Source organism: Paenibacillus sp. CH40, from assembly GCF_024213605.1.
GTDB lineage: Bacteria > Bacillota > Bacilli > Paenibacillales > Paenibacillaceae > Paenibacillus > Paenibacillus polymyxa_B.
Genome location: NZ_JANAVQ010000001.1, coordinates 232,344 through 258,980 on the forward strand (window position 1 = coordinate 232,344; position 26,637 = coordinate 258,980).

Consider the following 26,637-nt stretch of genomic DNA (forward strand, 5'->3'; position numbering starts at 1 on the left):
ATGTAGGAGTATCGCATTGCGGTGAAGGATTAGCTCCGCAATATTCCTTTAGCCCGCACTTGCTTGAGCCAACCAGGAAACTCATTCAGCAGACGGTCGTATAATTCGCTGTCCGTCACCGAGTCGAAGTCATCCAAGGCAAAGAAATCTGCATTATCCACTACGCGGCCGCGCATCTTATCCAACTTTCGAAGGATTCCGTAATCGGCTTGACCAAGACCTACAAATTGCCAGAAAATCGGGGCGCTTGAGCTTTTAATCAGCAGTTGTTCTATTTTTTTCTGTTCATAAATACCTCCATCACTGAAAAAGATAATGTAGGTCGGGATTATATCGTTGGGATCTTCTTTTGTATATTTTAGTATGATATCCTTCATGACTTCTGGTTCGTTATTTCCCCACCCTAGCTCACTATCTTCACTAGGCTCAGCATAATTCATATGAATGTAATTCTCGAAATTCCTCTCTGTGACGCTTGTAGCACGCTTGGCTTTGTCTGCAAAAAACCATACATCCATTTCACCATTGTCATCCATACAGGCGGCTACAGCCAACACACGTTCGCAGGCTTTTTGCACCGTCCCACCCGTGTACAATTTGAACATAGAAACAGAAGCATCGAATACAACCGCTACTCGTGCTTTTTCACGGTCTATCTGCTTCTTTTGGAGTGAAATTTGTACCTTCTGTTTAAGCAGATTAATTCTTCCATTCACAGGAGAAGGCTCCTTCACGCCGGCTTTATCCGCTGACGGTGCTGCTGGCGATTCTGTCTCCTCCACGGTGACACCGTGAGCCTCGGCGAGCGGCTTTAGTCCTCCGTTGAAACCACGCCCAACTGCGCGAAGCTTAAAGCCAGACGTATGACGATACACCTCTGCCAACACAAGCGATGTCTCACTGGTGGCTTCGGTGATGCTGTAGGTGATATGGGATTGCTTGCCTTGAGCAGTAACTGAGCAGCCGACCACATCGGCAAAAGTACCTGGGCCGTCCAGTGTGGCCGCAAACACACATTTTTCCACCCCGGTTCGTTCCAGTTCCTGGAGCGCTACAGTAAACTCAGTGGTTCTGTCATTTGGACGCTGTAACCGTACATGGCCGTGCGGGTCAGCGGGTTGATTGTAAAAAACGAAATAGTCATCTGAGGAAACCTTTCCGTCCGCTCCTACCATAAAACAGCTAACATCCAGTTCGGCAGGTGCATGCTTCCATGTAATGGTGACCCGCACCGTATCTTCCTTACCGAATGGTGCATTAGCTCCTGTACTCAATGCAATGTTGGGACTGCTCATGCTGTCAAACCCCCTATGTATTTTAAATCTTGTATTTATACAAATTGTACCATGGAAATGGTATATACACCTTGTTTCGTGCAGGAATATTTGTCTCATGGTAGAGGCAGTAAAAGATGATATATAATGAGGTTGATTTGGAAAAAAAGTATGATATTTATGAAGCGGAGGCTTGATACGTGAAGCAGGATCGGCAAAAGCAGGCAGGTTCCTATATCGGGATGAGCAAGGGACATGAAGCTGATGAGTTAAACAAACTGCTGTCCCTATGGCTCCATTCGTCGATCCGTGTCATGGATGTCCGGCATATTCGACTGGAGCCGGAAGAGTTGCTTCAACCGTATCGTCTTCCAGCGCAGGCTTTTGTATTTGTATTGCAGGGTAGCGTGCGTTTGGATGGTGATTGGAAGGATACGCCACATTCAGGGTACGTACTGCATGGCAGCAAAGGCTTTGAACTGAATATGAAACCCTCGCAATGCGGGATTGAATATATCCTTGTACTATATAAAGCGACTTCTCTATCTGGACATACGGTGTATAATCATCCTTCGATAGCTCATGGTTTTATACCGCCCTATCCGGTTATACTGTATCAAAAGCTGCAACTACTGGATGAAGCATGGCAGGATCAAGAGGCGCTATCCAAGATTCAGGCTCAGGGTCGGTTCTATGATTTTGCATATGAATGTATACGGCAATTGCAGGAACCGAAGGCTCGAACTTCTACGCGTGATATCGTGACACAGGCGATTCGATTTATGCAGGATCATTATGCGGAGTCCGTAACGCTGGAACGTTTGGCCGGATTGTTGGAATGCAGTCCGAGACATTTGACCCGGTTATTTAAAAAACAAACGGATTGTAGCCCGATTATGTACTTGATTCAACTGCGAATGGACAAGGCGAAGGAGCTTTTGCGGAAGACGGATGCGACTTTGCAGGATATCGCTGTCAGTGTGGGGTACCCGGATGTCTATTTCTTTAGCCGGGCATTCAAAAAATATACGGGTGTATCCCCGGTTCATTACCGGGACAGCCTATATTCATCTGCTTTTGTGAGAGATACCAGTCTGGATAATCCATTAAGCATGTCTGAATGTTCCATTGATTCGATAAGTGGCGCCCTGCATACTGTTATTGAGGATAATAATCATTATCAAAATCATGATGAAGGGATTTTACGAATGAATAGTAACGCAAAGCATTCCATGGCATTTATTTTATTGCTTAGTTTTACCCTGCTGCTCAGCGCGTGCTCAGGCACATCAAGTCCTACGGCAACCGATGGCGCTTCGCAAGGGACCAATAAAACATCAGCGGAACCAACATCACAGGAAAGGGTGCTGAAGGATGCACTTGGTCATGAGGTGAAAATTCCGGCTCAGCCTCAGCGTGTGATCGCTTCTTATCTGGAGGATCATCTGGTTGCGCTGGGGGTCAAACCTGTAGCCCAATGGTCGGTAGGCAAAAATTCAGTTCAAGGTTACCTGCAAAAAGAACTGAAGGACGTTCCTACCATTGCTTCAGATCTTCCGTTTGAGGCGGTTCTGAACTTCAAACCTGATTTAATCATTATGGACAGTGCGAGCATGGTGGAAGGCGACAAATATAATCAATACTCTAAAATTGCTCCAACCTACGTGGTAGGCACTAATATGAACAATGATTGGCGTCAAGAGCTGCTGACCGTGGGTGAGGTGCTGAATAAGAGCAGTGAAGCGAAGCAGGCATTGAGCAACTACGACAAAAAAGCAGCAGAGGCTAAAGCCAAGCTGAGTCAGACGGTAGGACAAAAAACTGCGGCTGCATTGTGGGTAACGGATAAAAATGTGTATGTCGTAAACCAGAATCTATCCAGCGGTGATGTATTGTATAAGGATTTGGGATTCAAGATTCCACAAGTCGTACAGGAGATTTCCAAAACGGCTAAGGCGAACTGGAGTAATTTATCGCTTGAGAAGCTAGCCGAGCTGGATGCGGATTATATCTTTATCGTGAACAGCAAAAACGTAAGTAAAGAAGATATTGTAAAAGATCCTGTATGGGCGGGAATTCCAGCCGTTAAAGAAGGCCATGTATACGATTTTGGTAAGGATTCCAGCTGGTTGTATACAGGTACAATTGCAAACAGTCAAATGATCGACGATGTTCTGAAAAATGTAACTCAGTAATCCAAATGGTAATCAAAAAACGCTACTCATCTTGACGACAGTATGTCGCAGGAAGGAGAGCGTTTTTTTATAAAAAGATGTCTGCATAGGAGCAGACATCTGGTTTGTTTTCGATATTAGGCTTGCGGAGATACTAGGATTTTAACCTGATTTTTCTCTTTCAGGAGACCTTCAAAACCTTGCTCAATCACTTCTTCGAGTTTAATACGTTTGGTAACCAGCTTGTCGGCAGGGAAATAACCTTTTTCCATCAGGCTGATAACAGCTGGGAATACATCACGGTAGCCGATAATACCAGTCAGATTGCGTTCCTTCATAACGATATTGTTAGGCTTGATCGGAGCTTCTTTTTCAAAAATGCTGACGATCATGATTTGTCCGCTGATCTTAGTGGATTCGATAGCTTGAGTCAGCACAGGAGGTACTCCAGTGACTTCATAGGCTACATCTACGCCGCCGTTGGTCCGTTTGTGCAGTTCTTCCACCACATCATAAGTTTTAGGATCAATCACGATAGCACCCAGCTCTTCAGCTTTAGCTTTACGCTCCTCGGAAAGCTCTACTGCATAAATCTCAGATGCGCCCGAAGCTTTCAACGCTTCAATAACCAGCAATCCGATAGGACCAGCGCCAAATACTACAGCTTTGTCGCCGACTTTCAGTTGGCTTTGACGAACAGCATACAAAGCAACGGCCGAAGGCTCTACCAATGCGCCTTGCTCGAAAGATACGCTTTCTGGAATTTTGTGAACCATGTGCTCGTCAGCTGCGACATATTCAGAAAATCCACCACCGCCGCCTGCCAGACCGAGGAAGCCCATTTTATCGCAAAGATTATATTTGCCTTGTTTACATGCATCACATTCTCCACATGCAAACACCGGTTCTACAACTACACGGTCGCCAACTTGAATCTTGGTTACACCTTCGCCGATTTCGACAACTTGTCCAGAGAATTCATGTCCCATTACGATCGGCGCTTTTTCGCCAGTCAATGGATGCTGAGCATCTTGGGGAATGAAGATCGGTCCTGCTACATATTCGTGAAGATCACTTCCGCAAATGCCGCACCATTCTACCTTGATTTTTACTTTTCCTGCCAGAGCAGCGGGCTGCTCAATGTTTTCCAAACGTAAGTCTTTTACTCCATGCCATCTCAATGCTTGCATGTTTGTCATCTCCTTGAAGAATATATAATCATTGCCTCTATAAAAGTGAATGAATTAGGAAACGTTTCCGAAAGATAATATGTCACAATTTTTACACATTGTCAAACCAATTTAATGCAAAAAGCACTTGATTTTTTTGTGAATATAATCACTTGTGACTACAGTGCTATATTTGGCTCGTTACTTTTAGATAAAGAGATTTTGCGAATTTTTTAGGTGAAGCAAAGACAAGAAGAAAACGACTTCAATTTTTAGACACTCATTCTGTGGTATAATATCAACATTAAGACTTTATTTTAGAAAGTCAGAAAACGATTCCGTTCTTGAAAGGATTTTGGGCGTGACAGATCAAAAGAAAGTAACCATAGAGGATGTAGCCAAGCGGGCAGGAGTCGGTATTGCGACTGTCTCCAGAGCTATTAACGATAGTGAGGGCATCAGCCCGAGAACGAAAGCCTTGATTTTGCAAGTGATTGAAGAGATGGGGTTTACGCCCAACACCTCGGCTCAGAGCTTGAAAGTTCGTCAGACACGACAAATCGCACTGGCCGTGCCAGACATTCGTAACGCGATTATTCCGGAGATCGCTTGGTCCGTAGAGCAAGCCGCCAAGCAGCATGGTTACCGGGTCGTGCAAATCAATACCGCCGGGAATGCCAGAATGGAGCTTGAAACAGTTCGTGAGGTCAAGAAGCTGCATGTCGACGGGCTCATCATTATGCCGCTGGCGTATCCCAAAATGTTGGTAGATCTGATTAACAAAGCCAGCGTTCCCGTGTCCATTATTAACTATGGCAAGAAGCTGGGCGAAGATGTCAAAGCGGATATCGTCAGTCTGGCCCGACAAGAGGGAAGACTCGTGATGGAGCATTTACTTAAAATCGGCAGAACAAGAATCGCCTATGCAGGCGCTGCGAAGGACAAAATCGAGGAGAGATACTTCGCTTATGAGCAGTCTCTCCAGCATGTGGACCCTTCACTCGTTTATTTTGGCGATGATTTCTCCTTTGAGACAGGGCTGCGTGCAGCCGATTATTTTTACAGCCTGAAACATATGCCGGATGCTATTTATGCGGTTAATGATATGGTGGCGATAGGGATCGTCAATCGATTTAAGGATTTGGGTGTAAAGGTGCCAGATGAGGTTGCTGTAGTCGGTATTGATAACAATTTGTGGGCTATGGTAACGACCCCTCAGATCAGCTCAGTTTCCATCATGGGGGAAGAGGTGGCACGGTTGGCTGCGGAGCTGCTGCTCAAGCGGATTCAGGAACAGACACCTGGGGATTATGAGCGTGTGCAATTCGAGCCTCGTCTGATCGTGAGGGAATCGAGCGTCTCTGTGATCCGTAAGCCCACGGTAGGGCGTGATGAGTAGTAGGGTATGATTGGATTTTGGGCAATTATAACGACCATTGTTTGTTCAGACAGGAGAGTGGATTCATGTTAAAAGGTAATGGGTTTGTATCTGTAGCTTGTACTGCACTATTGCTGGCTGTAACCATAGGGTGCACTCCCCATCCAGTGGGACAGGATGCTGAAACTGCGGCGCCGTCCGGGGCAAACAATGGAGAGTCCAAGCAAACTGCAGTCAATACGCAGCATACCCAGCAAAGTAAAGAGGAGCTAGTGCTGTCCTTTTATAAGGATTCATCCCTCAGTGATGAAGCAAAAGTCCGTCATATGACGGACCATTTAGCAGGAATTCAATGGGGAAAGATGAACAAAATCAATGAACATCAAAGCCTGGAAATTATCGAATATCTGTATAGGCAGCGCGCTTTTATTCCATCGGAAAGCTTTCCAAATGTGATCCAGGCTTCTGACGGATTGGATGGAGCTTTAAGCGAAAGCTATGCTGGTCTTATGGGAGATTTGTTTACAAGAGACAGAACTGCGATGACTCGAGCATTGGCAAATATGGACAAAACCAACCGCACACAAGGTATAGGAAGCATCGGGTATGCTCTCAGCTATAGAGAACCCAAGGAAGTCAAGAAAGAGATTCAACAATGGCAGGCAGGACAAAAGCTTACTACGGCAGAGAAGGATGTCATTCGAGCCTTGTTCGTCAAGCTGGATAATCCGTATTGATGCTCAAATAGTGATGACCACATGCATAGAGGAATATATTGAACAGCCGCGTCTCTACCGGTGGAGCGGCTGTTTTGTGCTGTTTTTTTACATTCTGCCATGTATGATTGGGATAAGCGTTAGTAGGACCAGTAGTTTTAGATGTTCATCTAACAACGGTTCAAATGGTCGGGTGATCCTGATCCGAGCGCAAGCGTTTGATATCACTAATTGGAGGCAGGCCGAACAAGCGGGCGTATTCACGGCTGAATTGGGAGGGGCTCTCGTAACCTACCTGAAAACCGACATCTGCCGCATCCGCTGATTCGGATAACAACAGGCGGCGGGACTCTTGTAGACGTAATTGTTTTTGATATTGCATTGGGCTCATAGCCGTAACCTCTTTAAAATGTCGATGTAGTGACGAAGGACTCATATTCGCTAGTTTGGATAATTCCTCAATACGCAACGGCTTATCATAATCCTGCTTAATCCGCTTTATGACTTCTGCAATCCGGTTGGAATGGCTGCCGGTCATGACCAGTTGTTTTAAGGATTCCCCCTGATTACCCTGTAAAATCCTATACAGTATCTCACGAATGACTAATGGAGCCAGCACCGGAACATCCTGCGGGTTTTCCAAAAGATGCACTAGCCTTATCACGGCATCCAGCAGTAGAGAGTTGGTTTGGCTTACATACAAGCCTCGTTTGGAATCAGGCATTGGGCTTGTGGGAAGAGCAGATTCCTTGATCAGATCCAAAACCTGATGTGGATCAAAATTGAGCCGAAGGCACAAATAAGGAGCTTCTGCTGACGCTTGGATAACCTGCCCCGAGATCGGCAAATCCACCGACACAACAAGGTAGTCGGATGTGCCGTAATGGTAACTTTCCTCTGCGAGCATCACGACTTTTCTGCCTTGTGCCACAATACATAAGGCAGGTTCATGGACTTGATGTATCGGAACGGTTGTATTTGAACTTCGGACGAAGTGAAGCGAAGGTATGGCTGTAGTGAGAACTCCGTCCTGATGTGAAAATCGTTCTATAAGCCTTGCCAACTCGGCTTGTTTTTCCATGGTAGAACCCTCTATTTTGGTTGCCCCCATCATGACACATCCCTTCTTTGCAAAGTAGCCCGTTTTCATTTTCAGTAGTTTATTACATATTAAGGGTCTTTGGAGGATTAGGCAATAATTTGCTCTGATTCTTCTACCGGGCTGATGGATATTCCTCTCATAATAAGATGCAGATACAACACCTAATGAGCAATTAAGAAAAAAATAGAAGGGCAAAGGAGTGGGAGTCATGGAGAGTAACAAAGCGGAAAAAAGTGTACACGCTTCGCAGCATCCCTATATAGGGATGTGGGTAACTGAAGACGGAGATATCTGTCAAGAACTCTTGCCTAATGGCCGTTATGATGAAGCACGGGGGCAGAGACAAAGTGCCTATACAGGCAGCTATATCATAGAAGATGACTATATCGAATATGTGGACGACACCGGATTTACGGCAGATGGTGTATTCAAAAATGGTGTTTTGTATCATGCAGGGATGGTTTTTTACAGGGAAGTAACAAAGTAATCTGTTTCAGTCCGTTTTTAAACTAAAGGAGGAATAAGCATGTTGGATATTAAAGGGAAAGTCGTAGCTATTACGGGGGCAAGTAGTGGGATCGGGGAGGCTACTGCCCGTTTACTTGCTCACCATGGGGCTCATGTAATATTAGGGGCCAGACGCACAGAGCGACTAGAGGCTCTGACATTCGAGATTCGTTTGAAAGGTGGATCGGCTGATTATCAGCAACTGGATGTGACTAAGAGGGACCAGATGGAAGCGTTCATTAAGTACGCGGAAAAAACATTTGGGCGTGTGGATGTAATTTTGAACAATGCAGGAGTGATGCCTCTTTCAAAATTAGAAGCCCTGAAGGTAGAGGAATGGGATCGCATGATTGATGTAAATATACGGGGCGTTCTGCATGGGATTGCGGCAGGGCTTCCGATTATGAAAAAGCAAGGATTTGGTCAGTTTATCAATATCGCCTCTATTGGCGCGTATAGTGTAACCCCAACTGCAGCGGTGTATTGCGCAACGAAGTATGCGGTTCGGGCAATTTCTGAAGGGTTGCGTATGGAGGTGGGGGGAGATATTCGTGTGACGCTGGTATCGCCAGGAGTAACCGAATCTGAGCTTGCTGACAGTATTTCAGATGAAGAGGCCCGGCAAGGAATGAAAGAGTACCGTCGTATTTCGATTTCGCCTGATGCCATAGCCCGTTCCATTCTGTATGCCATGGAGCAGCCAGCGGATGTAGATGTTAATGAAATTATTGTCAGACCCACGGCAAGCCCGAATTAACGCCATGGCATCCATGATTCTCCCTCTCTACTCAGATCAGTTTTCCCTCCATCCTTTATGGATGGGGGATTATTCATCGGATGAGAAAGAACATCATTCCCATCTCAGAGTGTAAAAAAGCTGTACCTTTATAATAAACAGGTTTACTTTTACAAATGTTTGTGATAACTTAATTTCGACAAACATCGAAATTAAGACTGGAACAGAAGGGAGCCGAACAGGGTGAAAGATACAACAGAGATGCAGCAAGCTGTAAAAATATATAAAGCACTTGGAGAACCCACTCGTCTCAAAATAGCACTTCTGCTAAAAGAGGAAAGTGACCAATGCTGCTCTGTGCTGGGCGAGAAGCTGAACAGTGTAGCTATTTCAACACTATCGCACCATCTGAAGCAAATGGCAGAGTCGGGGCTGCTCACATACCGTAAAGAGGGGACGTTTATTTATTACAGCTTGGATGTGGAAGCAGCGCAGAAATATGCCCCGTTCCTAATAACATAAATTTTTTTTAGTCTTAATTTCGATATTTGTAAAAATATAAAAATATCAAAAGAAAAGAGGCGTTATTTAAAAATGCAGAGCACGTGGAAAGTGTATATTTTGGCAATTGTTAGTTTTTTGGTAGGCACATCCGAGTACATTATCTCAGGCATTTTGGATCAAATTGCGACAACTATGGCGATTACGGTGTCCGCAGCGGGCCAGCTGATTACAGTCTTTTCTCTTGCTTACGCGATTGGCACGCCGATTCTGATGGCAGTAACCGCTAAATGGGACAGACGCAAGCTGCTCTTGAGTTCGCTCGGATTATTTGCAGTAGCTAATGTCCTCTCCTTTATTCTGCCGGGTTTTGGAATGTTTATTGCCGCACGTATTCTTATGGCCCTCGGGGCGGGGATGGTCGTGGTTACAGCATTGAGCATTGCAGCAAAAATTGCCCCAGCCGGCAAGCAGGCCAGTTCTATTGCTACAGTCACTATGGGTTTTACAGCTTCGCTGATTATCGGGGTGCCGCTTGGGAGAATGATATCTTCTGCATATGGCTGGAAAACCGTATTTCTCGGCATCGCGTTGACAGGGATTATTGCCCTAATTGTTATATCTATGACAATTCCCCGCTTAAAAGGAGATCGACCAGTCCCCTTACTACAACAGTTTGCTCTTCTGAAAAAGCCTGAAGTTGCTTTGGGATTAGGTATTACCTTCTTTTGGCTAGGAGGTTATTCACTCGTGTATACTTACATCTCACCGTATTTGCTGAATGTATCAGGTGTAGGAGAGGATATGCTAAGCTCAGTATTGCTCGCCTTCGGAATTGCCAGTCTAATCGGATCAAAAATTGGTGGGTACAGTGCGGATAAAAAGGGTATACCCTTTACATTATTAGGGGGCATGGTGTTGCACGGTATTTCCTTACTCTTACTTCCTTTTGCCGCTCATTCCCTGATCGCAGTATTTGCTTTATTGATCCTTTGGTCGTTCGCAGCCTGGACAACTGGACCTACTCAACAATATAATCTGGTCACACTTGTGCCTGAATCTTCCGGTGTGATGCTGAGTCTCAATCAGTCTACGATGCAGCTTGCTATGGCAGCCGGAGCCGGAATTGGCGGTGTAGTTGTTGGTCAGGTTTCGCTGGCTTCCATCACTTGGTTTGGAGCAGCCGGTGTCGTCATCGCCATTGTAGCTGTATATTTACTTTCACGAAGATCCTCAGTTCACACGGGATTGGGTGTTACGGAGTAAAGTGCATAGATAAGTGAAGAGGAGGCCCAGCGATGGATAACATTGCGGGCCTTGTTTGATTTGAATGAGCAATATTAGCCATGGATACGGGCATGTTATTTACTATCCAAAGGTACAAATTTCCTGTCCTGATGGTCTTCTCCGCAACCGATATTTGACTAACCGGATCAATAGAACTACCTAAAGCCTCTTCTGAAAAACCAGCTAGAAACTGGGCAACTAATTGTACATCCTCTGTGATGGATTGTCGGATCATTCCCTCAACGCCCGAGGGCTTTTTATATTTAGGACAGAAATAAGATTCCATGACCATGTGGGTATGTACCTGAGCAGCATGACGCTGTGCGTAAGCATTTGCGAACTTCTCGACTGTTTTGGCATCACCACATACACCTGATAGGGTGGTTCCTTTTAAATAACGTAAGAGTTCTTCTATATAGGTCAACTTATGATTATCTGTGATTTGTTGTGAGCTCCATAGCCAAGCCTTATGTCTGGGTGATTGAGCAAAGATCATATTTTTATCAGACGTTTTGAGGCATGTTGACCCTTCTGACTCACAAATTCGATGGATCAAATTGTATCGAACTTCATCAGCCAAAAATTGATTTTGATTTAATATATCGTCGTTCGGGACTAGTAGCTCAATCATGACTCTGCCTCCTAAAAATGAGCTATGACACAAGCACTTTTAAAGTGCTATGAAAAGTAAAATGCTATGAAGATCCAGTTGTTATATCTACTAGGATTTAAACTTCCGCGCTATAAGCTTCTTATTTTTTTGTCGCCAAATCCATCTTTCGATAAAGTTTTTTTCTTTTCTTTCCTGAAGTGTTTCCTTCATACCCTTAATAAGAAATTCGGATCTTCGCTTGTCGTTTCTGCTAATTTCACGTAGTTCCTCAATAAATTTATCGTCCATGTCCGCATCTCCGTTAGTTCAGGATTTTCCAAATTGCTAAGCTAGATTATACAGAACATATGTTCCTTTTTCAAGTCTACATCTGCTCTATTAAATCACATAACTATTTTTAGATGGATGCTGCGAGGCCCGCGCCAATCGGATGGTGAAGCATAAGATAAAGTTGAAAGGAGGAATTACAACATGGACAACAAAGCATATGTATCTCAAACGTATCCACGTCTTACAGTCTACAACGAAGAAAATTTTCGGGGTTCCAGGAGAGTATTCAGAGGAAACCTAGGCATTCGTAATACCGATAACATTCTCGACGGCATCGAAAGTCTGCGTTTCTTTTCTACCAGCAGCAATGCTACACTTGTACTCTTTACTGGCACGCGGTTTAGAGGTAACTTCCGTGTGTTTAGAGGCAATCGCAACATCGCCGACCTGGATGATCTGATTCGCGGGAATGATGTGGAATCTATTATCTCTACCAATCAACGTTTGACGTTGCAGCAAATCCGTAATATCCGCAGTAGCGGTAGACTGCCATCTGGCTATCGAATCATCTAACAGCCTTATTTCGACTTCATAAACCATTTTACAAGACTGTTTCAGGAGCTTGCAACTTTCGGGCTTCTGGGACAGTCTCTCTATTTGTACACGCGACCTACATACTCGAATGATGAGAGGAACTGTATGGGAGAATGGGATGTTGTTAGCAGTCATCGCCAACTCAATGTTCATGAAAAATAGATAAAGGAGGACATACGATATGCCCTCCTAATGACGTATATTATATTTACTTCAGTTCCCAATTAGTTGCTTTGATCACAGCTGCATCTGCGTTCTTAAGATCTGTTTCGCCAGAAGCTAAGAGAGAGCTCCATTGTTTCACACGATTCTTACCATTGGGAGGTTGGTTATAATCATTGGTATCGACAACCAATGTACGCTTAGCATAGAAGCTAGTCATGAACTTCTTCTCATTCGTACTACTGCCTGAGCGTGAGAGGATTCCTTCAAGACTACCTGAATCACCAGTAGCGCCTTGATTGAGTGCTGTGTCGACAAATGATCCAATCGTCAGAGCAGTATTAAATCCGCGTTTCTGTGCTTGCTGTACACTATATTCGATATAGGTGTCATAGAACGTACGCCACATGGCTTCTCTCCAAGCTTCATTGTTTTGGAGAGCGTTGATCTTCTTCTTGATTACACTATCGCTATCGCTGAGTTTTAGAATCGAACCACTCATTTTCCCCTTCAGACCAGCACGTGTTAATCCACCTGCAATGGAAGGGTTGCTAGCTCCACTAGCAGCATCAAAAGCTTTGAATAAGTCCGGACCATCGGGTCCTGTATCATTTGAGCCGCCTGTTGTTGCTCCAAAGATACCGATTGTGTATCCGCGATTATCACCGATATCTTCAGCATAGCCATAGAATTCAGTCCATTTCAAAGAATCTTGCTCTGGTTTGTTCACTAGCTTCATAATATTATCCCATTGCTCACCGTCGAGTCCTGTATTAGCCTTCAGAAACTGAAGTGTTGAAGGTGAGAAATTAGCATCATGATCAATAGCTGTAACCGTTGCTTGGCTAGTAGCTTCTTCGCTGGTAAGGGATAATGGCTCTATACTAGCTTCATTTGAATGGTCGAAGCCCTCATTTAAATCGATCGTTTTCTGCACCGGAGTCCCATTCTCTTCAGCAAAAGCCTTGCTAGGTGAAGGGCTGGACAAGCTAGAGAAAGAAGCGATTACAGTAAAGCTTAGCAAGATCATAAGGAACTTTGTTTTATACATATAACTCCTCCTATAATAATGTAATTGTGAAAGACTACAAGCGTAGATTTGCATCTAACTCGAATTGATTTAGCAAGAGTATAGATAAGAAGCATAGGATTGAATAGAGCTTAAATAACCGTTTTTTTTCAAAAAATTATGGTTTATATGTGAATAAATGGACCTAGTTGTTCCTAGATTCCTACAGACCATAAGTGCAAGAATGAGGACGAAACAAAGATAGTCTCTTGATAAAATGAGATACATCACATATCAGGAGGCTATATTTATGAACAAAATTCATCAGTTTCATGCACTTCACACATCAGAGGAACTTTTATTTTTAGGGAACGCCTGGGATATGCTATCTGCGGTGGCTCTGGAGAAGGCAGGCTTTAAGGCGATAGGTACGACGAGCTGGGGAATTGCCAATACGCTTGGATTCTCAGATGGAGAGCTTATTGATTTTGACCAGCATGTAAGCGTTATTCGGACGATTGCTGAGCATGTTCAAATTCCAGTGTCGGCAGATATTGAAGCAGGATATGGGGAGGATACGGCAACGATTGTTGAGCATGTTTTAAGGGTAGCCGATGTGGGAGTTGCAGGGATTAATATTGAGGATTCTTTGAAAACGCAAAAGGGACTTCGAGAAGTGGGCCTGCACAGTAACCTGTTGTCCAAAATAAGAACAGCATTGGATGCGCGTGGGTTTCAAAAGTTTTTTATAAACGCAAGAACGGATACATATTTGCAGATGGATGCCCCACTTTCAGAGACCATAGAGCGGGCCAAAGCGTATGTGGATAGTGGTGCGAGCGGAATTTTTGTTCCAGGATTAAAGAGTGATGAAGAGATCAGGGAAGTTGTGTTTCATGTACATGCTCCGCTTAATGTTTTATCCCTGCCGGGTCTGACGAATGTCCACCAGCTTCAGCAGTTAGGTGTTAAACGGTTTAGCTTTGGAAATGCATTTTCTGATAAGATAATAGTTGCTTTGCAAAAGAATGCCGAACAGTTGATAGAGCTTCAAGATACATCACATTTATATGAGGATTTTGCAAAATCCTGAACTAGATGAATATGAACTATAGAAAGGACAGAGCATTCGATCATGGCTAACATCAATCTTTCTTTTGAAGAAATGTGGGAGAAAATTATAGCATGTGATCGTAAGTATGACGGGTTGTTTTTTACTGCTGTGAAAACAACTCGCATATACTGCCGACCTTCCTGTCGATCCAAAAAGCCGAAAAAAATAAATGTGGAGTTTTACTTTGATTTGGACAAAGTGGAAAAGGCGGGTTTTCGTGCTTGCAAAAGATGCCAGCCCCATACAGACCATTCGCCGTATATCAGACTTGTGCAGAATGTAGTAACCTTCTTGGTCAATCATTACAAGGAAAAAATTGTATTGCAGGATATTGCGGATCATATCGGAATAAGCTCCTTTTACTTGGATCGGATCTTTAAACAGGAAACGGCCGAAACCCCGCGTACGTATTTGGAAAAAATAAGAGTAGATAAGGCAGCCTATCTTCTTAAAAGTACAAATCTTACGAATCTTGAGATTTGTTATGAGACGGGCTTCCAAAGTCCCTCCCATTTCTATAAGGCGTTTCGCAGCTTGAACCATTGTTCTCCTAGTGAGTATAGAAAGTTGAGTAAGGAATAGATAAAGAAGGAGGTTGTATCCTTTTATGAGCGAACTATACGTATTGAAGTATGTATCGCCGATTGGAGAGATAGAGATACAGGGCACAAATGAGGCTGTCTATTCTATTATGTTCTCTAATCGGAATGAGCCCTTAAGGAGGGCTATAGAAGAGGTTCCAATCCAAGTATTAGCGGAATGCGCTACCCAGCTTGACGAGTATTTTAAAGGGGAGCGCTTTGAGTTTACGTTTCCTTATGCCTTTGAAGGTACGGATTTTCAGCAAAAAGTATGGAATGCACTGGTGTCCGTGGGGTACGGTAAAACGACAGCTTATAAAGATATTGCTCTTGCTATTGGAAATGAAAAAGCGATCCGAGCCGTAGGCAGTGCTAATGGAAAAAATAAGCTGAGCATTGTGATTCCATGTCACCGAATTATCGGTTCCAATCAGAAACTAACGGGCTATGCAGGAGGGCTATGGAGAAAAGAATGGTTGCTCCAGCATGAGAAGCGTTGTCTGAGGCCCTAAGGAGGGTTCGTAGATGAGAGACATATATTTGAAAGAGTTTAAGCTGGAGAGCTGGGCCAACATGGTTCAGCTCTATCAGGAGCGGTATGATCAGGTAGATCCGGCTATAAGAGTAAAAGTGGCCGAAAGTAAAATTCCAAAGGAGATTCAGATGGTGCTGCTGCCCGATATGGGGGAGTATTTGCTGACTTGGATGGATCGAAAAGTCCCCGCACTTGGCCACGAAACACCGTCGGATTATTTGAAAAGTGAAGAATCAGATGGCATGAACTTCATTTTAGCGAAGTAGGTTTGTCCAAACTCAAATAAAGCCGTATAAAGGGAGCCGATGTCAGGCTCCACTTTGCTATCATAAGCGCCTGTGTTGTAAGAGTTCTAATGGGCTGAAAGCTCACTCTCCGTCACCCATTTATGATTTTTGACAGGCTCTCCTCCTGTAGTCGGCGTATAATCTACCATATATACGGTCGTTGGTTCTGCGGAGTCAATGGTAGCCTTAGCCCCATCCATCCCTTTCATATGATCTGCTGTAAGGATAACCTCCGTTCCCGGTGCATAGGGCTCGCTGCCTGCATCTTTAATCTCTTCATGAATAACCCACTTATGATTATTCACTTTTTCTTCTCCAGTGGTTGGAGTATATGAGACCGTATAAGCAGTAGTCGTATAAGCACCAACAATCGTGGCAGTGGCCCCATTCATGCCTGCCATATGGTCAGCTCGAATAGTCGCTTGGCTACCAACTTTGAAGGCTGGATTTTCAGCTTCTTTTAGTCCGGTAGGAAGCTCACTGGAAGTGGAATGGTTCATATCCGATGTGTCGTGCTGTTGACTGCTGTTTGTCGTGTGCTCCTGGTTCGGCGTGTTACTGTTTCCGCACCCACTCAAAATAATCATGATTGTACCAGCGAGCAAAGCCCATTGCATTCTCATATTTACAGCTCCTTTAGGGTTTTAATTACATATTTTAAATGTACCCCTATGGGGTATATTTAAAACGGAAGTATATGACAAACGTGTGAAGTGTTTTGCTTTCAAGGGGATCTCCTGTTGTGCCCCTTTTTTGCTATGCAGAAGATGCGTAATTAAATGTTGTTGACAGTGAATAAAAAATCATTGTAATATCTATAAAACGCATCAAGTTACTTGGTGTTTTGAGCGATTGTAAACATTCTAACTCACCAAAAGTAGATGATATCAAGGAGCAGGGGGAGACATCAAAATGAAGAAACCATGGATTTCATTTATATTGCTGCTGGGAGCAGTTGTGCTTTTTATTTCAGGCTGCGGCAGCAAGAATACGTCGGGCAACGCTGCGGGTGAAGAAAAGAAAACACTGCATATCAGCTTTAATCCCGGTCCATATAGCGATCAGTTTAAGAATGGTGTGGCTCCATATTTGGAGAAGAAAGGCTATACGATTACATATAAAGAGTTTACAGACGGTGTTCAGCCCAATGTAGCCGTGGCTAAGGGGGATATTGATGCTAATGTGTTCCAGCACTCGCTCTACCTGGATTCTATGAATAAGCGGGAGAATATTGATCTGATTGGTGCTGTGCAGGTTCCGACTCCTCCGATGGGATTGTACTCCAGCAAGCATACTAGCCTTGACGAGATCAGTGAGGGAGCCCAAATCAACCTGCCCAACGAGCCAGTCAATATGCTGCGTGCGCTGAATATTTTGAAGGAAGTAGGCTGGATTACGTTAAAGGACAATATTGATCCATTGCAAACCTCGGTGAACGACATCACCTCTAATCCGCATCATCTGCAATTTGTTGCTACCGACCCGGCACAGGGGCCACGTGCACTGGAGGATGTTGATTTTGCGGCTATACAAGGGAACTTTGCTGTATCGAATGGAATAAAGCTGACCTCGGCATTAAAGCTTGAAAATATGACAGATCCGTTCACGAACGTGGTCGCTGTGGACAGCAAGAACAAGGATAAGCCCTTCGTCAAAGACATTATTGAAGGATATCATTCAGATGAATTCCAAAAGTACATCCAATCGAATCCTGATTATGAAGGCTACAAGCTGCCAAGCTATTTCAAATAATATGGGGTATTATCTTCTGCGGGCTGACGTTGTCAGCCTGTATCTTATGGATAGAAGGTGGAGATGAACGTGATTTTTTCATCCTCTGATCTCGTCAAGGCTCTGCCTGACAACTATTTTAGTGCAATGGATGACAAGGTGAATCTGTATAAAAGTAAGGGAATAGATGTAATCAATTTGGCAGCCGGCAACCCGGATCAGCCGACACCGGCGCATATCATCAGCACTTTGAAGGAAGCGGTCGATCAACCGATCAATCAGGGCTATCCGCCTTTTCATGGAAAAAAAAGCACGCTGGAGGCTGTCGCCGCGTTCTATAAACGGGAGTATCACGTGGAGCTGGATCCAGACCGGGAGATTGCCATATTCAACGGCTCAGCCATAGGCGTAATGGGGATTCCACAGGCGCTATTGAATCCAGGTGATTGGTTATTGACTACCGATCCGGCATATCCCCAATATTATTCCGCTGCTGCGCTGGCAAGAGCCCATATTCATACGATTCCGCTTGATGAGAAGCATGGCTTCTTGCCTGATTATACAACCGTGCCGGAAGAAATTGCAGAGCAGGTCAAATTGCTCATGATTAATTATCCGAACAATCCGACTGGAGCAGTAGCTACTGCAGATTTCCTGACAAAGACGCTGAATTATGCCGCTCGGTACCAGTTTCCGGTTATGAATGATTTTGCTTACGGTGCTCTTGTATTTGACGGGCATAAGCCGATTAGTTTATTGCAAATCCCCGGCGGCAAGGAGTATGGCGTCGAGACGTATACGGCTTCCAAAACGTATAACATGGCTGGATGGCGCTTCGGATTTGCAGTGGGAAATTCGTCCATCATTGGTGCGCTCAAGCATTATCATACGCATGCCTACAGCACTGTTTTTGGAGCGGTACAGGATGCGGGAGCTGTGGCATTGCTGGGCACGCAGGAACCGGTACGGGAGCTCGCGGCGTTATATGAGCGGCGCCGTGATGTTCTCATTGCAGCGTTACGGGGTATTGGCTGGGATGTAGCTGCTCCCCAAGGGTCTTTTTTTGCCTGGTTTAAGGTGCCAGAGGGGTATACATCTGCTTCCTTTGCAGACTTTTTATTGGACGAGGCGCATGTTGCGGTCGCTCCTGGAGAAGGCTTTGGTCGTGCAGGAGCTTCTCATGTGCGGGTCAGTCTGGTAAACAGTGAGGAAAGGCTGCTGGAGGCGGTGCAGCGCATCGCAGCAACGGGTGTTTTTCAAGTATAAGCTGGAATACAAGGAATTCATGGAGGGAGCGGGAAAAGAACTTTGAGTATAGCGATTATCGGAGCTATGGAGGAAGAAATAGCAGATTTGAAAGCGCAGATCGAAGGGATAAAGAGGACCCAGATTGCGAACGGGATTTTTTATACGGGCCAGCTTGAGGGCAAGGAAGTTATTCTGCTGCAATCAGGAATTGGCAAAGCGAACGCAGCCTCGACTACGGCGCTGTTGATTGAGCGATTTAGCCCGGAGCTTGTCATTAATACCGGATCTGCGGGTGGGCTCGATCCAGCGCTGCATGTTGGCGATGTCGTAGTGGCGACCGAGCTGACTTACAGCGATGTGGACGGAACGGCGTTCGGCTATACCTACGGACAGGTGCCACAGATGCCGGCAAGTTATCCTGTCGATCCAGCGCTGCTTGCTTTTGCGACAGAAGCGCTGGCGGAGATCAGGATTGAGGGGCAGATCGTCAACGGTTTGATTACGACGGCAGACTCTTTTATCTCCCAGGCTGAGCGCGCCCATTTTATCCGTAGCCAGTTTCCTGAAGCGAAAGTGACGGATATGGAAGGGGCCGCGGTCGTTCAGACTGCGTACCAGTTTGGTGTTCCATTTTTGGCTGTCCGTTCTTTGTCTGATCTTGCCGGTGTAGAAGCGGCGGATTCTTTTGACTCCAATCTTGATTTGGCTGCGGCCAACTCGGCAGCAGTGGTTGTGGCTCTTGTAGCTGCATATGATAGAGACAAGCTTTGATATATTCAATGGCACTATTCAGGAACGTTTTTTCTTTGGCTTGCCATGCTGGTTAATGAGAGTTCGAAGTTGTTTCCCTGCTTGGTTCAGCTCCATATCGTTCAACACATAATCGGTGCTGACTTCCCAGGTGCTGCGGTCATTCAGATGAAAAATAAAGGCGGGAAAGCGAGGGCGCAGCCATTTGCGGATGGAGGCCCCTTCGAATTCGACTTTAGTGATTGCAGACCATGGGACAGTTCGAATACCATCGGAAATGCTGTGTTCGTCAAAGATGAACAGGTAGGTATCCTTACGAAGCGTTCTGCTCAAACAAACCACAAGATAGCTACCGAAAAAAGGAAGTCCGACAATGGCGGACGTAATAAAGAAGAAGATTTGTAGAGCTGAGATATCTTTGTCGATAAAAATGAGCAGCAGCAAAAACAGACAAATCAGCACAAACATCAAGCTGCCCATAGCCTTCCAAAATGCCAAAGATCTTCGATATACAATTTTATCCACGGAATACCGCCTCGTCGCGTACAAACTCCTGAATGAAATATGTTATCCGTTCTCTCCAGTCAGCTTCGGTCATACTTTCAATTCGCAGACATGGAGTGGCCTGCATGTTCAGTTCTGTATTTCTTACGATCCACACATCATTCGTTCCTTTAAGAACAAATAGCAGATTTGTAACGGAAGGTCCATCTTCATCTGTATCCGCGTATACCATTTGGCTCAAATTATCAAGGCTACACTGATTGCGATCAAAATCCTCTCGCCAGTCTTGTATTATTTGTTGAGCCGACTCATGAAGCTTCCACGTTGTCATTTGCTGCATGCTGAAGTTGGATGAGGTTAACTCATTCCACTGTTCTTCAGTCAGATCGACGTATCGGCTGTGCGCATTGAAGTTCGAAGCAAGCAGGCCGAACAATTGATCAATGTCATGATGCCAGTCTTCTGGGGAAGACCAGCGAAAGAAATGGAGTTCATTGTGACTGGAGAAATGATACAGAAAACGTTCATTTCCATGGTGTATCGTTAATGTATTTTGCTTATCCTGTTGCTCCTTGTAGCCACGTAGCATCTGACGACTTTGTACCAGATGAGCTAGCATTTCAACAATGAACTCATCAAATTCGAGCTGTTGTTGCTCGTCATCCCGTTGTTCCATCAGACCCTTGGATATCAGGCTATGCGTTGCAGCATGAAAAAGCAGTTCCCAGCGATCTTCGGTTAGTTCCCCGTAATAAGATTGGAGCAGACCAGAAGCCATATCTTCTGCGCCCAGTGCGGTCAAGGCAAAGCCTAGTTCCTCAAGCGTTAAAATTACCGTTTGTTTATCCATAGTCAGGCTCCTTCTCCATCTGTTAGGTGTATGTCATTTAAATAGTTTGCTGGCCCAACGTATCCCTTTTTCGGCGAATTTGGCGACTTTTCCACCTGCCCAGCTTCCCACCGTACCGCCGACATAAGCACCGACGGCTGCACCGACCGGACCACCGATAGCGCCGCCTACGGCTCCCAAAGCGACAGCACCGCCATAAGTTGCGGCGGTTTTAATCGCTACGTTAGAAGCAGATACAGCCACATCCGTTCCGGTAAGCTTCCCGCTTTTCCATTTTCCAGCCAGACTGATACCCTCGCCCACAATATTCATGGTGGCATTAATAGGGTACAGCTTTTTGGCAATCATGCCGGGAATTTGGCGGGTGGCTATGCCATATCGGCCTTTTTCCACCCCGGCGATGACGTTCCGCGTCCACTGAGGAAAGCTGTTGGCTTTATTGAATCCGAGGCCGAGCTTACCCATTTGAAGCTTTCCAGCTAGTCGATCAAAGCCCTTTAACCCCTTCATCACAATACCGGGTTTGGCGAATTGGCGGTTTAGGCTTTTGCCTAAATTACGCATAAAAGCATTGTTACCCTTGCCTTTCACCCATGCCGCATTATGTATAACCGCTCGAGTGGGATTCTTCAGACTTTTCTTGAATTCTACTGTTTTGGTGAGCACAAGTGTGGAAGCCAGACCGCTATAGATAGCTGTTCCGGCAAATCCCAGTTGCCCGCGCCATTTATTGGCTTCTGAAATGCTGTTAATGGCTATATCTGCTGGATCGGGTCCTTTTTTCCCGGAAGTTGTCCCTTCACTGCTGCCGATCTGTCCGCTGTGATCTCCTTTATTAATACCCGTGTCTGCTTGGGTATCTGTTTCCTTGAATTTTACTGCAATGGAACGCAGCTCTGTGCTGACAGAACCGACAGTTTGAGTGAAAGCATCCATTTGTCCACGAGCTTTATGAAAATCCTGATAAAAGCGCTGCTGTGTTGTTCCTGCCCAGCTATTTTCCAACATCTGAATATGCTGTGACAGTTGTCCGCAAATTTGTGCCCCCAGCTCACGTGCCTGTGCGAACTGCCTGGAAACCGCCTCTAGTTTCTCAGGAGGAACCATAATTTTAGCCATGATGTCCACCTCGGATGATTAAAATAATTACTTATATTTTAGTGAATCTAGTGGGGGTTAGCAAAAAAAGGAGGGGATTTAAGTGAAAAATAAGTCATTTGTATGAGTTCCTGAGGATTCATAAGGGAGAATAGTAGGAGGTGTTATGATCCGAAGTTCTTATAAGTTATTCATAACGAAAACGAAAAAAGCCCCTCTTTTCAAATGGAGCTTTCCATTAGAAAGAGAGGCCTTCTTGCGTAGAGGCTAATACATGTTTCGCGTCGTATTAATTATTTTAGCGGAATCTGCTTGGACAGCTTTTCAAACTGCTGCAAGTGAGGAGTGACCTTGGCGGTAATTCCTTTGAAATACTTGATGGACGCTTGTCTTTGTCGTTCTTTGGTAGCAGTCTCTTCAGGGAACATGGAGTATTCCTTTTGGACAGAGCCATTTTTATAATTTACGGAGAAGAGCTCTCCTTTTTGCCACCTTTGGACCAGATCTTGATTACTGTGCAAGATATTTAACACTTCTTTTCCATTTTTATAAGTGAAGCTGTAGTCTGGATCGGCCACAGCGTGGATCACTTGGTAGCCGTTCTGTAATCCATTGTTCTGAAAAGTACCTACTTGAATCTCGTTCGAACGTACGGTTCCGTCCATTTGTGTCACTTTTTCAGTCTGCGTACCCTTGCCGCTCATCGTGTCATTGTTCCATGTGCCGTTGTATACGATTTTATGATTTTGTCCATCTGCATCCGTATATTGATTTTTATATTTTCCAGTACCTGAACGCTTGCCATTCACAAAATCACCCGAATACTGCTTATATTCGCTCCATTTGATCGTACCACGTCCGTTGGGCTGCCCATTCTCAACCTCTCCATAGTAAGTCGTCTGACCAGATAGCTGAAGCAATTCCTTGGTTGCAGCCGCATTCGCCGCAGGTGTACTTACAGACAGCGCTCCAGATATCAGCGATGCGGACACCATAATAGGCAGAGACAGAGCTTTCCCTTTTTGCCAAAGTTTTTGCATCATGATTTCTCCCCTTTCGAAGCTTTGAAATTCTAAAAAGTTATGTTCAACAACCCAGCACCGTTTTTATACTATTTTGTGCTTGGTGATTTATAGTTTAATATAGATTGAGAATTATAGGAAACTGTAAAGTGAAAACAGCTAGTTAGGAGAGAGATTCATGAATTTACCTGAACATGGGAGTGAGGATGTATCTAGCATCCTTGCCGTGGAGTTGGAATATGAGCCTCTGAAGACCATAAAAGGAATCCATCAAGTGGAGCCTGATGCTAATATTTATTGGCTGATTGATGTGGAATTCAGCAGACTTTATGAACACACTGCCAGCGCGTTTTCAGGAGAAGGGCACCGTTCATGTGCTTCCTCGGGAGGATGCTGCCCATGTACGTACAAAAGCGGAAAAACTTAAAGCATTTACAGATCAGGAAGGTGAAAGGGAACACGCTGTGATGCTTAGGCTGGTGGCGGATCAAGGCCAATCTTACCGTGGAGCGGATATCTGGGATGTCATGCTGAGCCTCGGAATGGAGTGGGGAGATATGGATATTTTCCATGCACACCATCACGGGCCGGGAGGCTATGATGAACTATTTAGCGTACATACGGGAACCGAGCCTGGCTTTTTTGGGTTGAGTACACTCGCGGAGGTTCGCTTTGCAGATTTGATTTTCAGTATGGATGGGGTACGGACCGTGCAGCCGCAAACTGTGTTTGAGGCAATGTGGAAAAGTGCCGAATATGCGCGCGCCAGACTCGGCGGGACATTAGTGAATGAACAGGGTCTGCCAGCCATGCCGGAAGATTATCTACATCAGATTCAAGAGATGGAAGATCGATTAAGTGAGTTTGGATTTAAAGCAGGCGAGGATGTTGTTGCGTTTCTATTCTAGATTAGAAAGGAATGATTTCGTTGTCCAGCAACTCTATTGAGAAGCTAAGAACGATTCTAAAACGTAAAGCTACTATTTTTCATACAGGGGGTCGCAGACCGTTGGGTTCCCTTGAACAGAGCTGGATTGGTAGAGTTACAGTGGCTTTGCCAACGGAGGAACAACCCATTGATGTACAGGGGAATGTTATGGCTCCGATCATGCAATTGTATTTGCCTGCCTTGCCCTTTGTCCCTGAAGCTATGCACAGTGTCAAGCTGTTGACGGTCTTCCTGTCTCCCGATGTACTGGATCATGAGGACATGGAAGGATATATGTGTATTCGTGAGTATACGTCGGTAGAGGATTTGGTTGAAAAAAATTTTGGTCCGGCATTTATGCAAATCAAAGCATTTCCGCTGTTCCCCGAACTTAAAGAGAAAGATTATCCGGTCTGGGACGGTGAAGATATCCCTGAGGAATACGGCGATGTTCTCAACCAGATGGACGAGGAGGAACCCGACTATTTTGAGGACATCGTAGAGGAAATATATGCGGTTCACAAAATCGGTGGCTATCCCAGCTTTATTCAACCAGGCATCGACTTTGGCGAGGGCTATGAATTTGTGTTTCAGATTGCCTCAGATTCAAAAGCCCAATTGAATATTGTGGATGGAGGCAGCTTTTATTTTGCCAAGCATCAGAATGAAGGAGTCTGGCGGGGGTACTTTGATTTTTACTAATAGGCTCATTTAGAGAGCAGTCTGGAACCGATCGTTTTGTAGAGCATGGCAACCCAATATACTCGTAGTTTAGAAGCTATCGAAAATGGAGTGAAAAGATATGAATGTTTTAGGTCAGCTAGGTTCTGCTATCCAGAGTAGTCTATTTATTCAATCCGAATTGAAGAAAGCACATGCATTTATTCAGAAGCTCGACCTGCCTGTAGAGCAGGTGGAAAATGATTTTCACAAGCAAATCATCGTGCTGGAGCAATATGCGGGAACTCGCGTTTTTCAGCGAGGGCTTGCCAAATACAAAGTAATCAATGCAATGCTTATGATCATATCTGTGATCATATTGCTGGCAGGCCATTTTCAATCATGTGGACAAATGAGGACAGAGAGTAACTGTAGGAGATTGGCATAATAGCTGAAGGAGTGACAGCAATGAATGACTGGGAATCGGGAATCATTCAGGTCGATGGTGAGCGTGCTATCTACTCATCTTTAACGGAAGATCAGTTGTTAGAGACCACTTGGTATTCGAAATATTTTCATTCTGTAAGAAAGCTAGGGAATGACTACATCTGGTATCATTTTGATCAGGTTTCTTTGCTGTGTCGGCATTTTTTTGTGTCTGTATGCTTTAAGGATACAAACCTAATTGTCGTGGAGATTTCGCTCCAGGGAGATGAATTTCCAACTTCGTGGGATAATTGGTCTGAGGAAGGAGAGAGAAAGCGACAAAGGGAGCATGATCGTTTGTTACAGCAACATTTGTCCGTAAAGCCAAGCTATCGTCAAACAAAGCCTTACCCCTATATGGAATATGAACTGAACTGGGGGAAAATCTCTTCTTATTTTGACCCCCGGTCGGGAAATACGGCCATTGCTTTTAAGTATAAAGATGAATAGTGATCTTACATAAAATACACGACAACCCTGCGCTTTGTGCTGAAGGTGAGGGTGTTGGATGAGTAAGGGAGATGTGTTGTGGATAAAAAGGCGAAAAAAATACTGATGAACACATTCTGGTCCTCTAGCGGCTGGAAGCAGGAGCGGGGATCTTTTTCGGGTGAGGATTTTGAATATGCCAAAAGTAAGGGCTTGATGTTCGATCCGATCACCATTACACATAACGAGATTATAAACAGGCTGCATGAGCTGCACCAGCAAAAGGCTACAAAAGAGCGAGTGGCAGCAGCGTTTTTGCACAGTCTTTCCACGAAAAAGGTTCATTTACGAAGCGCCTTATCGAGCTGGGCATTAACCGCAGGGCTTCCTTTGCACACCTATGGGGAGCGGCCTGTCGTCTTGCCCAATTACAGTAGCTGTGGGGATTGTAATTTTAATAAATTGATGTCTGATAAGGAATATGTCAATGAAGATTTGAATGTACTGAATTTTGAACGAATCAAATGGGGCGGTATTCGTCTGAACCACCTTCTGTATTGCTGGATGGACCTTGAATTGTTCAGTCAAGAAGAGGCTGTTCAGATTTCCGATGAGGATCTGACTATACTTCATAACATGCTCGAAGCTGTTCAGAACTGTGATGCTCAAAGCAGTGCACGTCAATTGGAAAAGCGCTGGAAGGATGTGTTTCCATCCAGCAAAAACGAGCGTGATGTAGTCATGGAGGTGTGGGGATATGCCGGACTGCTGGTTCCACAGGACACGCCTCGTAAACGACAGCACGGCAATCATGATTTTTATTCCGTAGCAGCTTGGCAAGGAGATGACGGATACTCGCAGGAGGCGTTGGACTATTTCTTCGGTACGTTTTTATAGAGAAAGTGAATCGTTATGCCACATC

30 protein-coding genes are annotated in these 26,637 nt (G+C 44.8%); 20 read left to right on the plus strand and 10 right to left on the minus strand.

Annotated elements, in window-relative coordinates; all coding sequences use genetic code 11:
- Nucleotides 1–29 precede the first annotated feature (29 nt).
- Entirely contained in the window at nucleotides 30–1,295 is a 1,266-nt protein-coding gene (locus NLX73_RS00945) for a VWA domain-containing protein (RefSeq protein WP_254325129.1), read from the minus strand.
- 179 nt (nucleotides 1,296–1,474) lie between these two features.
- On the opposite strand from NLX73_RS00945, the gene NLX73_RS00950 reads away from it, so the two are divergent.
- The gene (locus tag NLX73_RS00950; RefSeq protein ID WP_254325130.1) at nucleotides 1,475–3,469 is read left to right on the plus strand and encodes an ABC transporter substrate-binding protein; all 1,995 of its coding nucleotides are present in this window, start codon (nucleotides 1,475–1,477) and stop codon (nucleotides 3,467–3,469) included.
- A 116-nt stretch (nucleotides 3,470–3,585) separates the two neighbouring features.
- Here the strand turns inward: NLX73_RS00950 and NLX73_RS00955 are convergent, their stop codons facing one another.
- On the minus strand, nucleotides 3,586–4,638 hold the full coding sequence (locus NLX73_RS00955) for a 2,3-butanediol dehydrogenase (protein WP_028542246.1): 1,053 nt from the start codon (nucleotides 4,636–4,638) through the stop codon (nucleotides 3,586–3,588).
- A 340-nt stretch (nucleotides 4,639–4,978) separates the two neighbouring features.
- Here NLX73_RS00955 and NLX73_RS00960 point away from each other — a divergent pair, with 340 nt between their 5' ends.
- Together NLX73_RS00960 and NLX73_RS00965 are read left to right on the plus strand one after the other, a co-directional pair.
- Nucleotides 4,979–6,016, plus strand: coding sequence for a LacI family DNA-binding transcriptional regulator (locus tag NLX73_RS00960; protein WP_023989739.1), 1,038 nt, complete (start codon nucleotides 4,979–4,981; stop codon nucleotides 6,014–6,016).
- Between the two features lie 65 nt (nucleotides 6,017–6,081).
- Nucleotides 6,082–6,732 carry a hypothetical protein gene (locus NLX73_RS00965; RefSeq protein ID WP_254325131.1) on the plus strand — a complete coding sequence of 217 codons (651 nt, stop codon included), beginning with the start codon at nucleotides 6,082–6,084 and terminating at the stop codon, nucleotides 6,730–6,732.
- Between the two features lie 160 nt (nucleotides 6,733–6,892).
- Here NLX73_RS00965 and NLX73_RS00970 read toward each other — a convergent pair whose 3' ends face one another.
- Nucleotides 6,893–7,822: an AraC family transcriptional regulator gene (locus tag NLX73_RS00970; RefSeq protein ID WP_254325675.1), complete on the minus strand. Its 930-nt coding sequence runs from the start codon at nucleotides 7,820–7,822 to the stop codon at nucleotides 6,893–6,895.
- 199 nt (nucleotides 7,823–8,021) lie between these two features.
- Here NLX73_RS00970 and NLX73_RS00975 point away from each other — a divergent pair, with 199 nt between their 5' ends.
- The 4 genes from NLX73_RS00975 (at nucleotide 8,022) to NLX73_RS00990 (ending at nucleotide 10,823) form a co-directional block, all read left to right on the plus strand.
- On the plus strand, nucleotides 8,022–8,300 hold the full coding sequence (locus NLX73_RS00975) for an Atu4866 domain-containing protein (protein WP_254325132.1): 279 nt from the start codon (nucleotides 8,022–8,024) through the stop codon (nucleotides 8,298–8,300).
- A 39-nt stretch (nucleotides 8,301–8,339) separates the two neighbouring features.
- Nucleotides 8,340–9,077 (plus strand): SDR family oxidoreductase, encoded by a 738-nt coding sequence (locus NLX73_RS00980; protein ID WP_254325133.1) that lies wholly within the window; start codon nucleotides 8,340–8,342, stop codon nucleotides 9,075–9,077.
- A 222-nt stretch (nucleotides 9,078–9,299) separates the two neighbouring features.
- Nucleotides 9,300–9,578 carry an ArsR/SmtB family transcription factor gene (locus NLX73_RS00985; protein WP_013311367.1) on the plus strand — a complete coding sequence of 93 codons (279 nt, stop codon included), beginning with the start codon at nucleotides 9,300–9,302 and terminating at the stop codon, nucleotides 9,576–9,578.
- A 72-nt stretch (nucleotides 9,579–9,650) separates the two neighbouring features.
- Nucleotides 9,651–10,823, plus strand: a complete 1,173-nt coding sequence (locus NLX73_RS00990; protein ID WP_254325134.1) for an MFS transporter — start codon at nucleotides 9,651–9,653, stop codon at nucleotides 10,821–10,823.
- Here NLX73_RS00990 and NLX73_RS00995 read toward each other — a convergent pair.
- On the minus strand, nucleotides 10,813–11,475 hold the full coding sequence (locus NLX73_RS00995; RefSeq protein ID WP_254325135.1) for an acetyltransferase: 663 nt from the start codon (nucleotides 11,473–11,475) through the stop codon (nucleotides 10,813–10,815). The two genes, NLX73_RS00990 and NLX73_RS00995, sit on opposite strands and share 11 nt — an antisense overlap.
- Nucleotides 11,476–11,928: 453 nt before the next feature.
- On the opposite strand from NLX73_RS00995, the gene NLX73_RS01000 reads away from it, so the two are divergent.
- Complete coding sequence (locus NLX73_RS01000) at nucleotides 11,929–12,300, plus strand: hypothetical protein (RefSeq protein ID WP_061828782.1); 372 nt, start codon at nucleotides 11,929–11,931, stop codon at nucleotides 12,298–12,300.
- Between the two features lie 229 nt (nucleotides 12,301–12,529).
- On the opposite strand, the gene NLX73_RS01005 is transcribed toward NLX73_RS01000, so the two are convergent.
- The gene (locus tag NLX73_RS01005) at nucleotides 12,530–13,534 is read right to left on the minus strand and encodes a chitosanase (protein WP_254325136.1); all 1,005 of its coding nucleotides are present in this window, start codon (nucleotides 13,532–13,534) and stop codon (nucleotides 12,530–12,532) included.
- 268 nt (nucleotides 13,535–13,802) lie between these two features.
- Here NLX73_RS01005 and NLX73_RS01010 point away from each other — a divergent pair, with 268 nt between their 5' ends.
- The 4 genes from NLX73_RS01010 to NLX73_RS01025 are packed head-to-tail and all read left to right on the plus strand — an operon-like array spanning nucleotide 13,803 to nucleotide 15,988.
- Entirely contained in the window at nucleotides 13,803–14,585 is a 783-nt protein-coding gene (locus NLX73_RS01010; protein ID WP_254325137.1) for an isocitrate lyase/PEP mutase family protein, read from the plus strand.
- 42 nt (nucleotides 14,586–14,627) lie between these two features.
- Nucleotides 14,628–15,188, plus strand: coding sequence for a bifunctional transcriptional activator/DNA repair enzyme AdaA (locus NLX73_RS01015; RefSeq protein ID WP_254325138.1), 561 nt, complete (start codon nucleotides 14,628–14,630; stop codon nucleotides 15,186–15,188).
- 25 nt (nucleotides 15,189–15,213) lie between these two features.
- Entirely contained in the window at nucleotides 15,214–15,699 is a 486-nt protein-coding gene (locus NLX73_RS01020; protein ID WP_254325139.1) for a methylated-DNA--[protein]-cysteine S-methyltransferase, read from the plus strand.
- Nucleotides 15,700–15,712: 13 nt separating this feature from the next.
- Nucleotides 15,713–15,988: a hypothetical protein gene (locus NLX73_RS01025; RefSeq protein ID WP_250260768.1), complete on the plus strand. Its 276-nt coding sequence runs from the start codon at nucleotides 15,713–15,715 to the stop codon at nucleotides 15,986–15,988.
- Between the two features lie 86 nt (nucleotides 15,989–16,074).
- Here NLX73_RS01025 and NLX73_RS01030 read toward each other — a convergent pair whose 3' ends face one another.
- Nucleotides 16,075–16,632 (minus strand): YdhK family protein, encoded by a 558-nt coding sequence (locus NLX73_RS01030; RefSeq protein WP_165178607.1) that lies wholly within the window; start codon nucleotides 16,630–16,632, stop codon nucleotides 16,075–16,077.
- Nucleotides 16,633–16,921: 289 nt separating this feature from the next.
- Between NLX73_RS01030 and NLX73_RS01035 the strand changes: the two genes are divergently transcribed.
- The 3 genes from NLX73_RS01035 (at nucleotide 16,922) to NLX73_RS01045 (ending at nucleotide 19,759) form a co-directional block, all read left to right on the plus strand.
- Complete coding sequence (locus NLX73_RS01035) at nucleotides 16,922–17,761, plus strand: MetQ/NlpA family ABC transporter substrate-binding protein (RefSeq protein WP_053325891.1); 840 nt, start codon at nucleotides 16,922–16,924, stop codon at nucleotides 17,759–17,761.
- A 69-nt stretch (nucleotides 17,762–17,830) separates the two neighbouring features.
- Entirely contained in the window at nucleotides 17,831–19,006 is a 1,176-nt protein-coding gene (locus NLX73_RS01040) for an aminotransferase class I/II-fold pyridoxal phosphate-dependent enzyme (RefSeq protein ID WP_254325140.1), read from the plus strand.
- Nucleotides 19,007–19,048: 42 nt separating this feature from the next.
- Nucleotides 19,049–19,759 (plus strand): 5'-methylthioadenosine/adenosylhomocysteine nucleosidase, encoded by a 711-nt coding sequence (locus tag NLX73_RS01045; protein WP_254325141.1) that lies wholly within the window; start codon nucleotides 19,049–19,051, stop codon nucleotides 19,757–19,759.
- Nucleotides 19,760–19,777: 18 nt separating this feature from the next.
- Here NLX73_RS01045 and NLX73_RS01050 read toward each other — a convergent pair whose 3' ends face one another.
- The 4 genes from NLX73_RS01050 to NLX73_RS01065 all read right to left on the minus strand — a co-directional run bounded on the left by NLX73_RS01050 (nucleotide 19,778) and on the right by NLX73_RS01065 (nucleotide 23,230).
- Nucleotides 19,778–20,263, minus strand: coding sequence for a DUF5381 family protein (locus tag NLX73_RS01050; RefSeq protein WP_254325142.1), 486 nt, complete (start codon nucleotides 20,261–20,263; stop codon nucleotides 19,778–19,780).
- A complete protein-coding gene (locus tag NLX73_RS01055; RefSeq protein WP_254325143.1) occupies nucleotides 20,256–21,092 on the minus strand; it encodes a hypothetical protein in 837 nt (278 codons plus the stop codon). Before NLX73_RS01055 ends, NLX73_RS01050 begins: the two co-directional genes overlap by 8 nt.
- A gap of 33 nt (nucleotides 21,093–21,125) precedes the next feature.
- On the minus strand, nucleotides 21,126–22,211 hold the full coding sequence (locus NLX73_RS01060; protein ID WP_069290106.1) for a WXG100 family type VII secretion target: 1,086 nt from the start codon (nucleotides 22,209–22,211) through the stop codon (nucleotides 21,126–21,128).
- A gap of 272 nt (nucleotides 22,212–22,483) precedes the next feature.
- Nucleotides 22,484–23,230: an MORN repeat-containing protein gene (locus tag NLX73_RS01065; protein WP_254325676.1), complete on the minus strand. Its 747-nt coding sequence runs from the start codon at nucleotides 23,228–23,230 to the stop codon at nucleotides 22,484–22,486.
- Between the two features lie 311 nt (nucleotides 23,231–23,541).
- Between NLX73_RS01065 and NLX73_RS01070 the strand changes: the two genes are divergently transcribed.
- The 5 genes from NLX73_RS01070 to NLX73_RS01090 all read left to right on the plus strand — a co-directional run bounded on the left by NLX73_RS01070 (nucleotide 23,542) and on the right by NLX73_RS01090 (nucleotide 26,612).
- Complete coding sequence (locus tag NLX73_RS01070; protein WP_254325144.1) at nucleotides 23,542–24,120, plus strand: cell division protein ZipA C-terminal FtsZ-binding domain-containing protein; 579 nt, start codon at nucleotides 23,542–23,544, stop codon at nucleotides 24,118–24,120.
- Nucleotides 24,121–24,131: 11 nt separating this feature from the next.
- Complete coding sequence (locus tag NLX73_RS01075; RefSeq protein ID WP_254325145.1) at nucleotides 24,132–24,842, plus strand: DUF1963 domain-containing protein; 711 nt, start codon at nucleotides 24,132–24,134, stop codon at nucleotides 24,840–24,842.
- 100 nt (nucleotides 24,843–24,942) lie between these two features.
- Nucleotides 24,943–25,248: a DUF6097 family protein gene (locus NLX73_RS01080; RefSeq protein ID WP_254325146.1), complete on the plus strand. Its 306-nt coding sequence runs from the start codon at nucleotides 24,943–24,945 to the stop codon at nucleotides 25,246–25,248.
- 20 nt (nucleotides 25,249–25,268) lie between these two features.
- A complete protein-coding gene (locus NLX73_RS01085; protein ID WP_039274394.1) occupies nucleotides 25,269–25,736 on the plus strand; it encodes a hypothetical protein in 468 nt (155 codons plus the stop codon).
- Between the two features lie 78 nt (nucleotides 25,737–25,814).
- Complete coding sequence (locus tag NLX73_RS01090) at nucleotides 25,815–26,612, plus strand: hypothetical protein (protein ID WP_254325147.1); 798 nt, start codon at nucleotides 25,815–25,817, stop codon at nucleotides 26,610–26,612.
- Nucleotides 26,613–26,637: the final 25 nt, after the last annotated feature.

Coding starts and splice junctions, on each gene's coding strand:
- NLX73_RS00945 (WP_254325129.1), bottom strand. CDS start 1,295: ATGAGCAGTCCCAACATTGCATTGAGTACAGGAGCTAATGCACCATTC.
- NLX73_RS00955 (WP_028542246.1), bottom strand. CDS start 4,638: ATGCAAGCATTGAGATGGCATGGAGTAAAAGACTTACGTTTGGAAAAC.
- NLX73_RS00965 (WP_254325131.1), top strand. CDS start 6,082: ATGTTAAAAGGTAATGGGTTTGTATCTGTAGCTTGTACTGCACTATTG.
- NLX73_RS00970 (WP_254325675.1), bottom strand. CDS start 7,822: ATGGGGGCAACCAAAATAGAGGGTTCTACCATGGAAAAACAAGCCGAG.
- NLX73_RS00975 (WP_254325132.1), top strand. CDS start 8,022: ATGGAGAGTAACAAAGCGGAAAAAAGTGTACACGCTTCGCAGCATCCC.
- NLX73_RS00980 (WP_254325133.1), top strand. CDS start 8,340: ATGTTGGATATTAAAGGGAAAGTCGTAGCTATTACGGGGGCAAGTAGT.
- NLX73_RS00990 (WP_254325134.1), top strand. CDS start 9,651: ATGCAGAGCACGTGGAAAGTGTATATTTTGGCAATTGTTAGTTTTTTG.
- NLX73_RS00995 (WP_254325135.1), bottom strand. CDS start 11,475: ATGATTGAGCTACTAGTCCCGAACGACGATATATTAAATCAAAATCAA.
- NLX73_RS01000 (WP_061828782.1), top strand. CDS start 11,929: ATGGACAACAAAGCATATGTATCTCAAACGTATCCACGTCTTACAGTC.
- NLX73_RS01005 (WP_254325136.1), bottom strand. CDS start 13,534: ATGTATAAAACAAAGTTCCTTATGATCTTGCTAAGCTTTACTGTAATC.
- NLX73_RS01010 (WP_254325137.1), top strand. CDS start 13,803: ATGAACAAAATTCATCAGTTTCATGCACTTCACACATCAGAGGAACTT.
- NLX73_RS01015 (WP_254325138.1), top strand. CDS start 14,628: ATGGCTAACATCAATCTTTCTTTTGAAGAAATGTGGGAGAAAATTATA.
- NLX73_RS01020 (WP_254325139.1), top strand. CDS start 15,214: ATGAGCGAACTATACGTATTGAAGTATGTATCGCCGATTGGAGAGATA.
- NLX73_RS01025 (WP_250260768.1), top strand. CDS start 15,713: ATGAGAGACATATATTTGAAAGAGTTTAAGCTGGAGAGCTGGGCCAAC.
- NLX73_RS01030 (WP_165178607.1), bottom strand. CDS start 16,632: ATGAGAATGCAATGGGCTTTGCTCGCTGGTACAATCATGATTATTTTG.
- NLX73_RS01035 (WP_053325891.1), top strand. CDS start 16,922: ATGAAGAAACCATGGATTTCATTTATATTGCTGCTGGGAGCAGTTGTG.
- NLX73_RS01055 (WP_254325143.1), bottom strand. CDS start 21,092: ATGGATAAACAAACGGTAATTTTAACGCTTGAGGAACTAGGCTTTGCC.
- NLX73_RS01060 (WP_069290106.1), bottom strand. CDS start 22,211: ATGGCTAAAATTATGGTTCCTCCTGAGAAACTAGAGGCGGTTTCCAGG.
- NLX73_RS01065 (WP_254325676.1), bottom strand. CDS start 23,230: ATGCAAAAACTTTGGCAAAAAGGGAAAGCTCTGTCTCTGCCTATTATG.
- NLX73_RS01070 (WP_254325144.1), top strand. CDS start 23,542: ATGAACACACTGCCAGCGCGTTTTCAGGAGAAGGGCACCGTTCATGTG.
- NLX73_RS01075 (WP_254325145.1), top strand. CDS start 24,132: ATGATTTCGTTGTCCAGCAACTCTATTGAGAAGCTAAGAACGATTCTA.
- NLX73_RS01080 (WP_254325146.1), top strand. CDS start 24,943: ATGAATGTTTTAGGTCAGCTAGGTTCTGCTATCCAGAGTAGTCTATTT.
- NLX73_RS01085 (WP_039274394.1), top strand. CDS start 25,269: ATGAATGACTGGGAATCGGGAATCATTCAGGTCGATGGTGAGCGTGCT.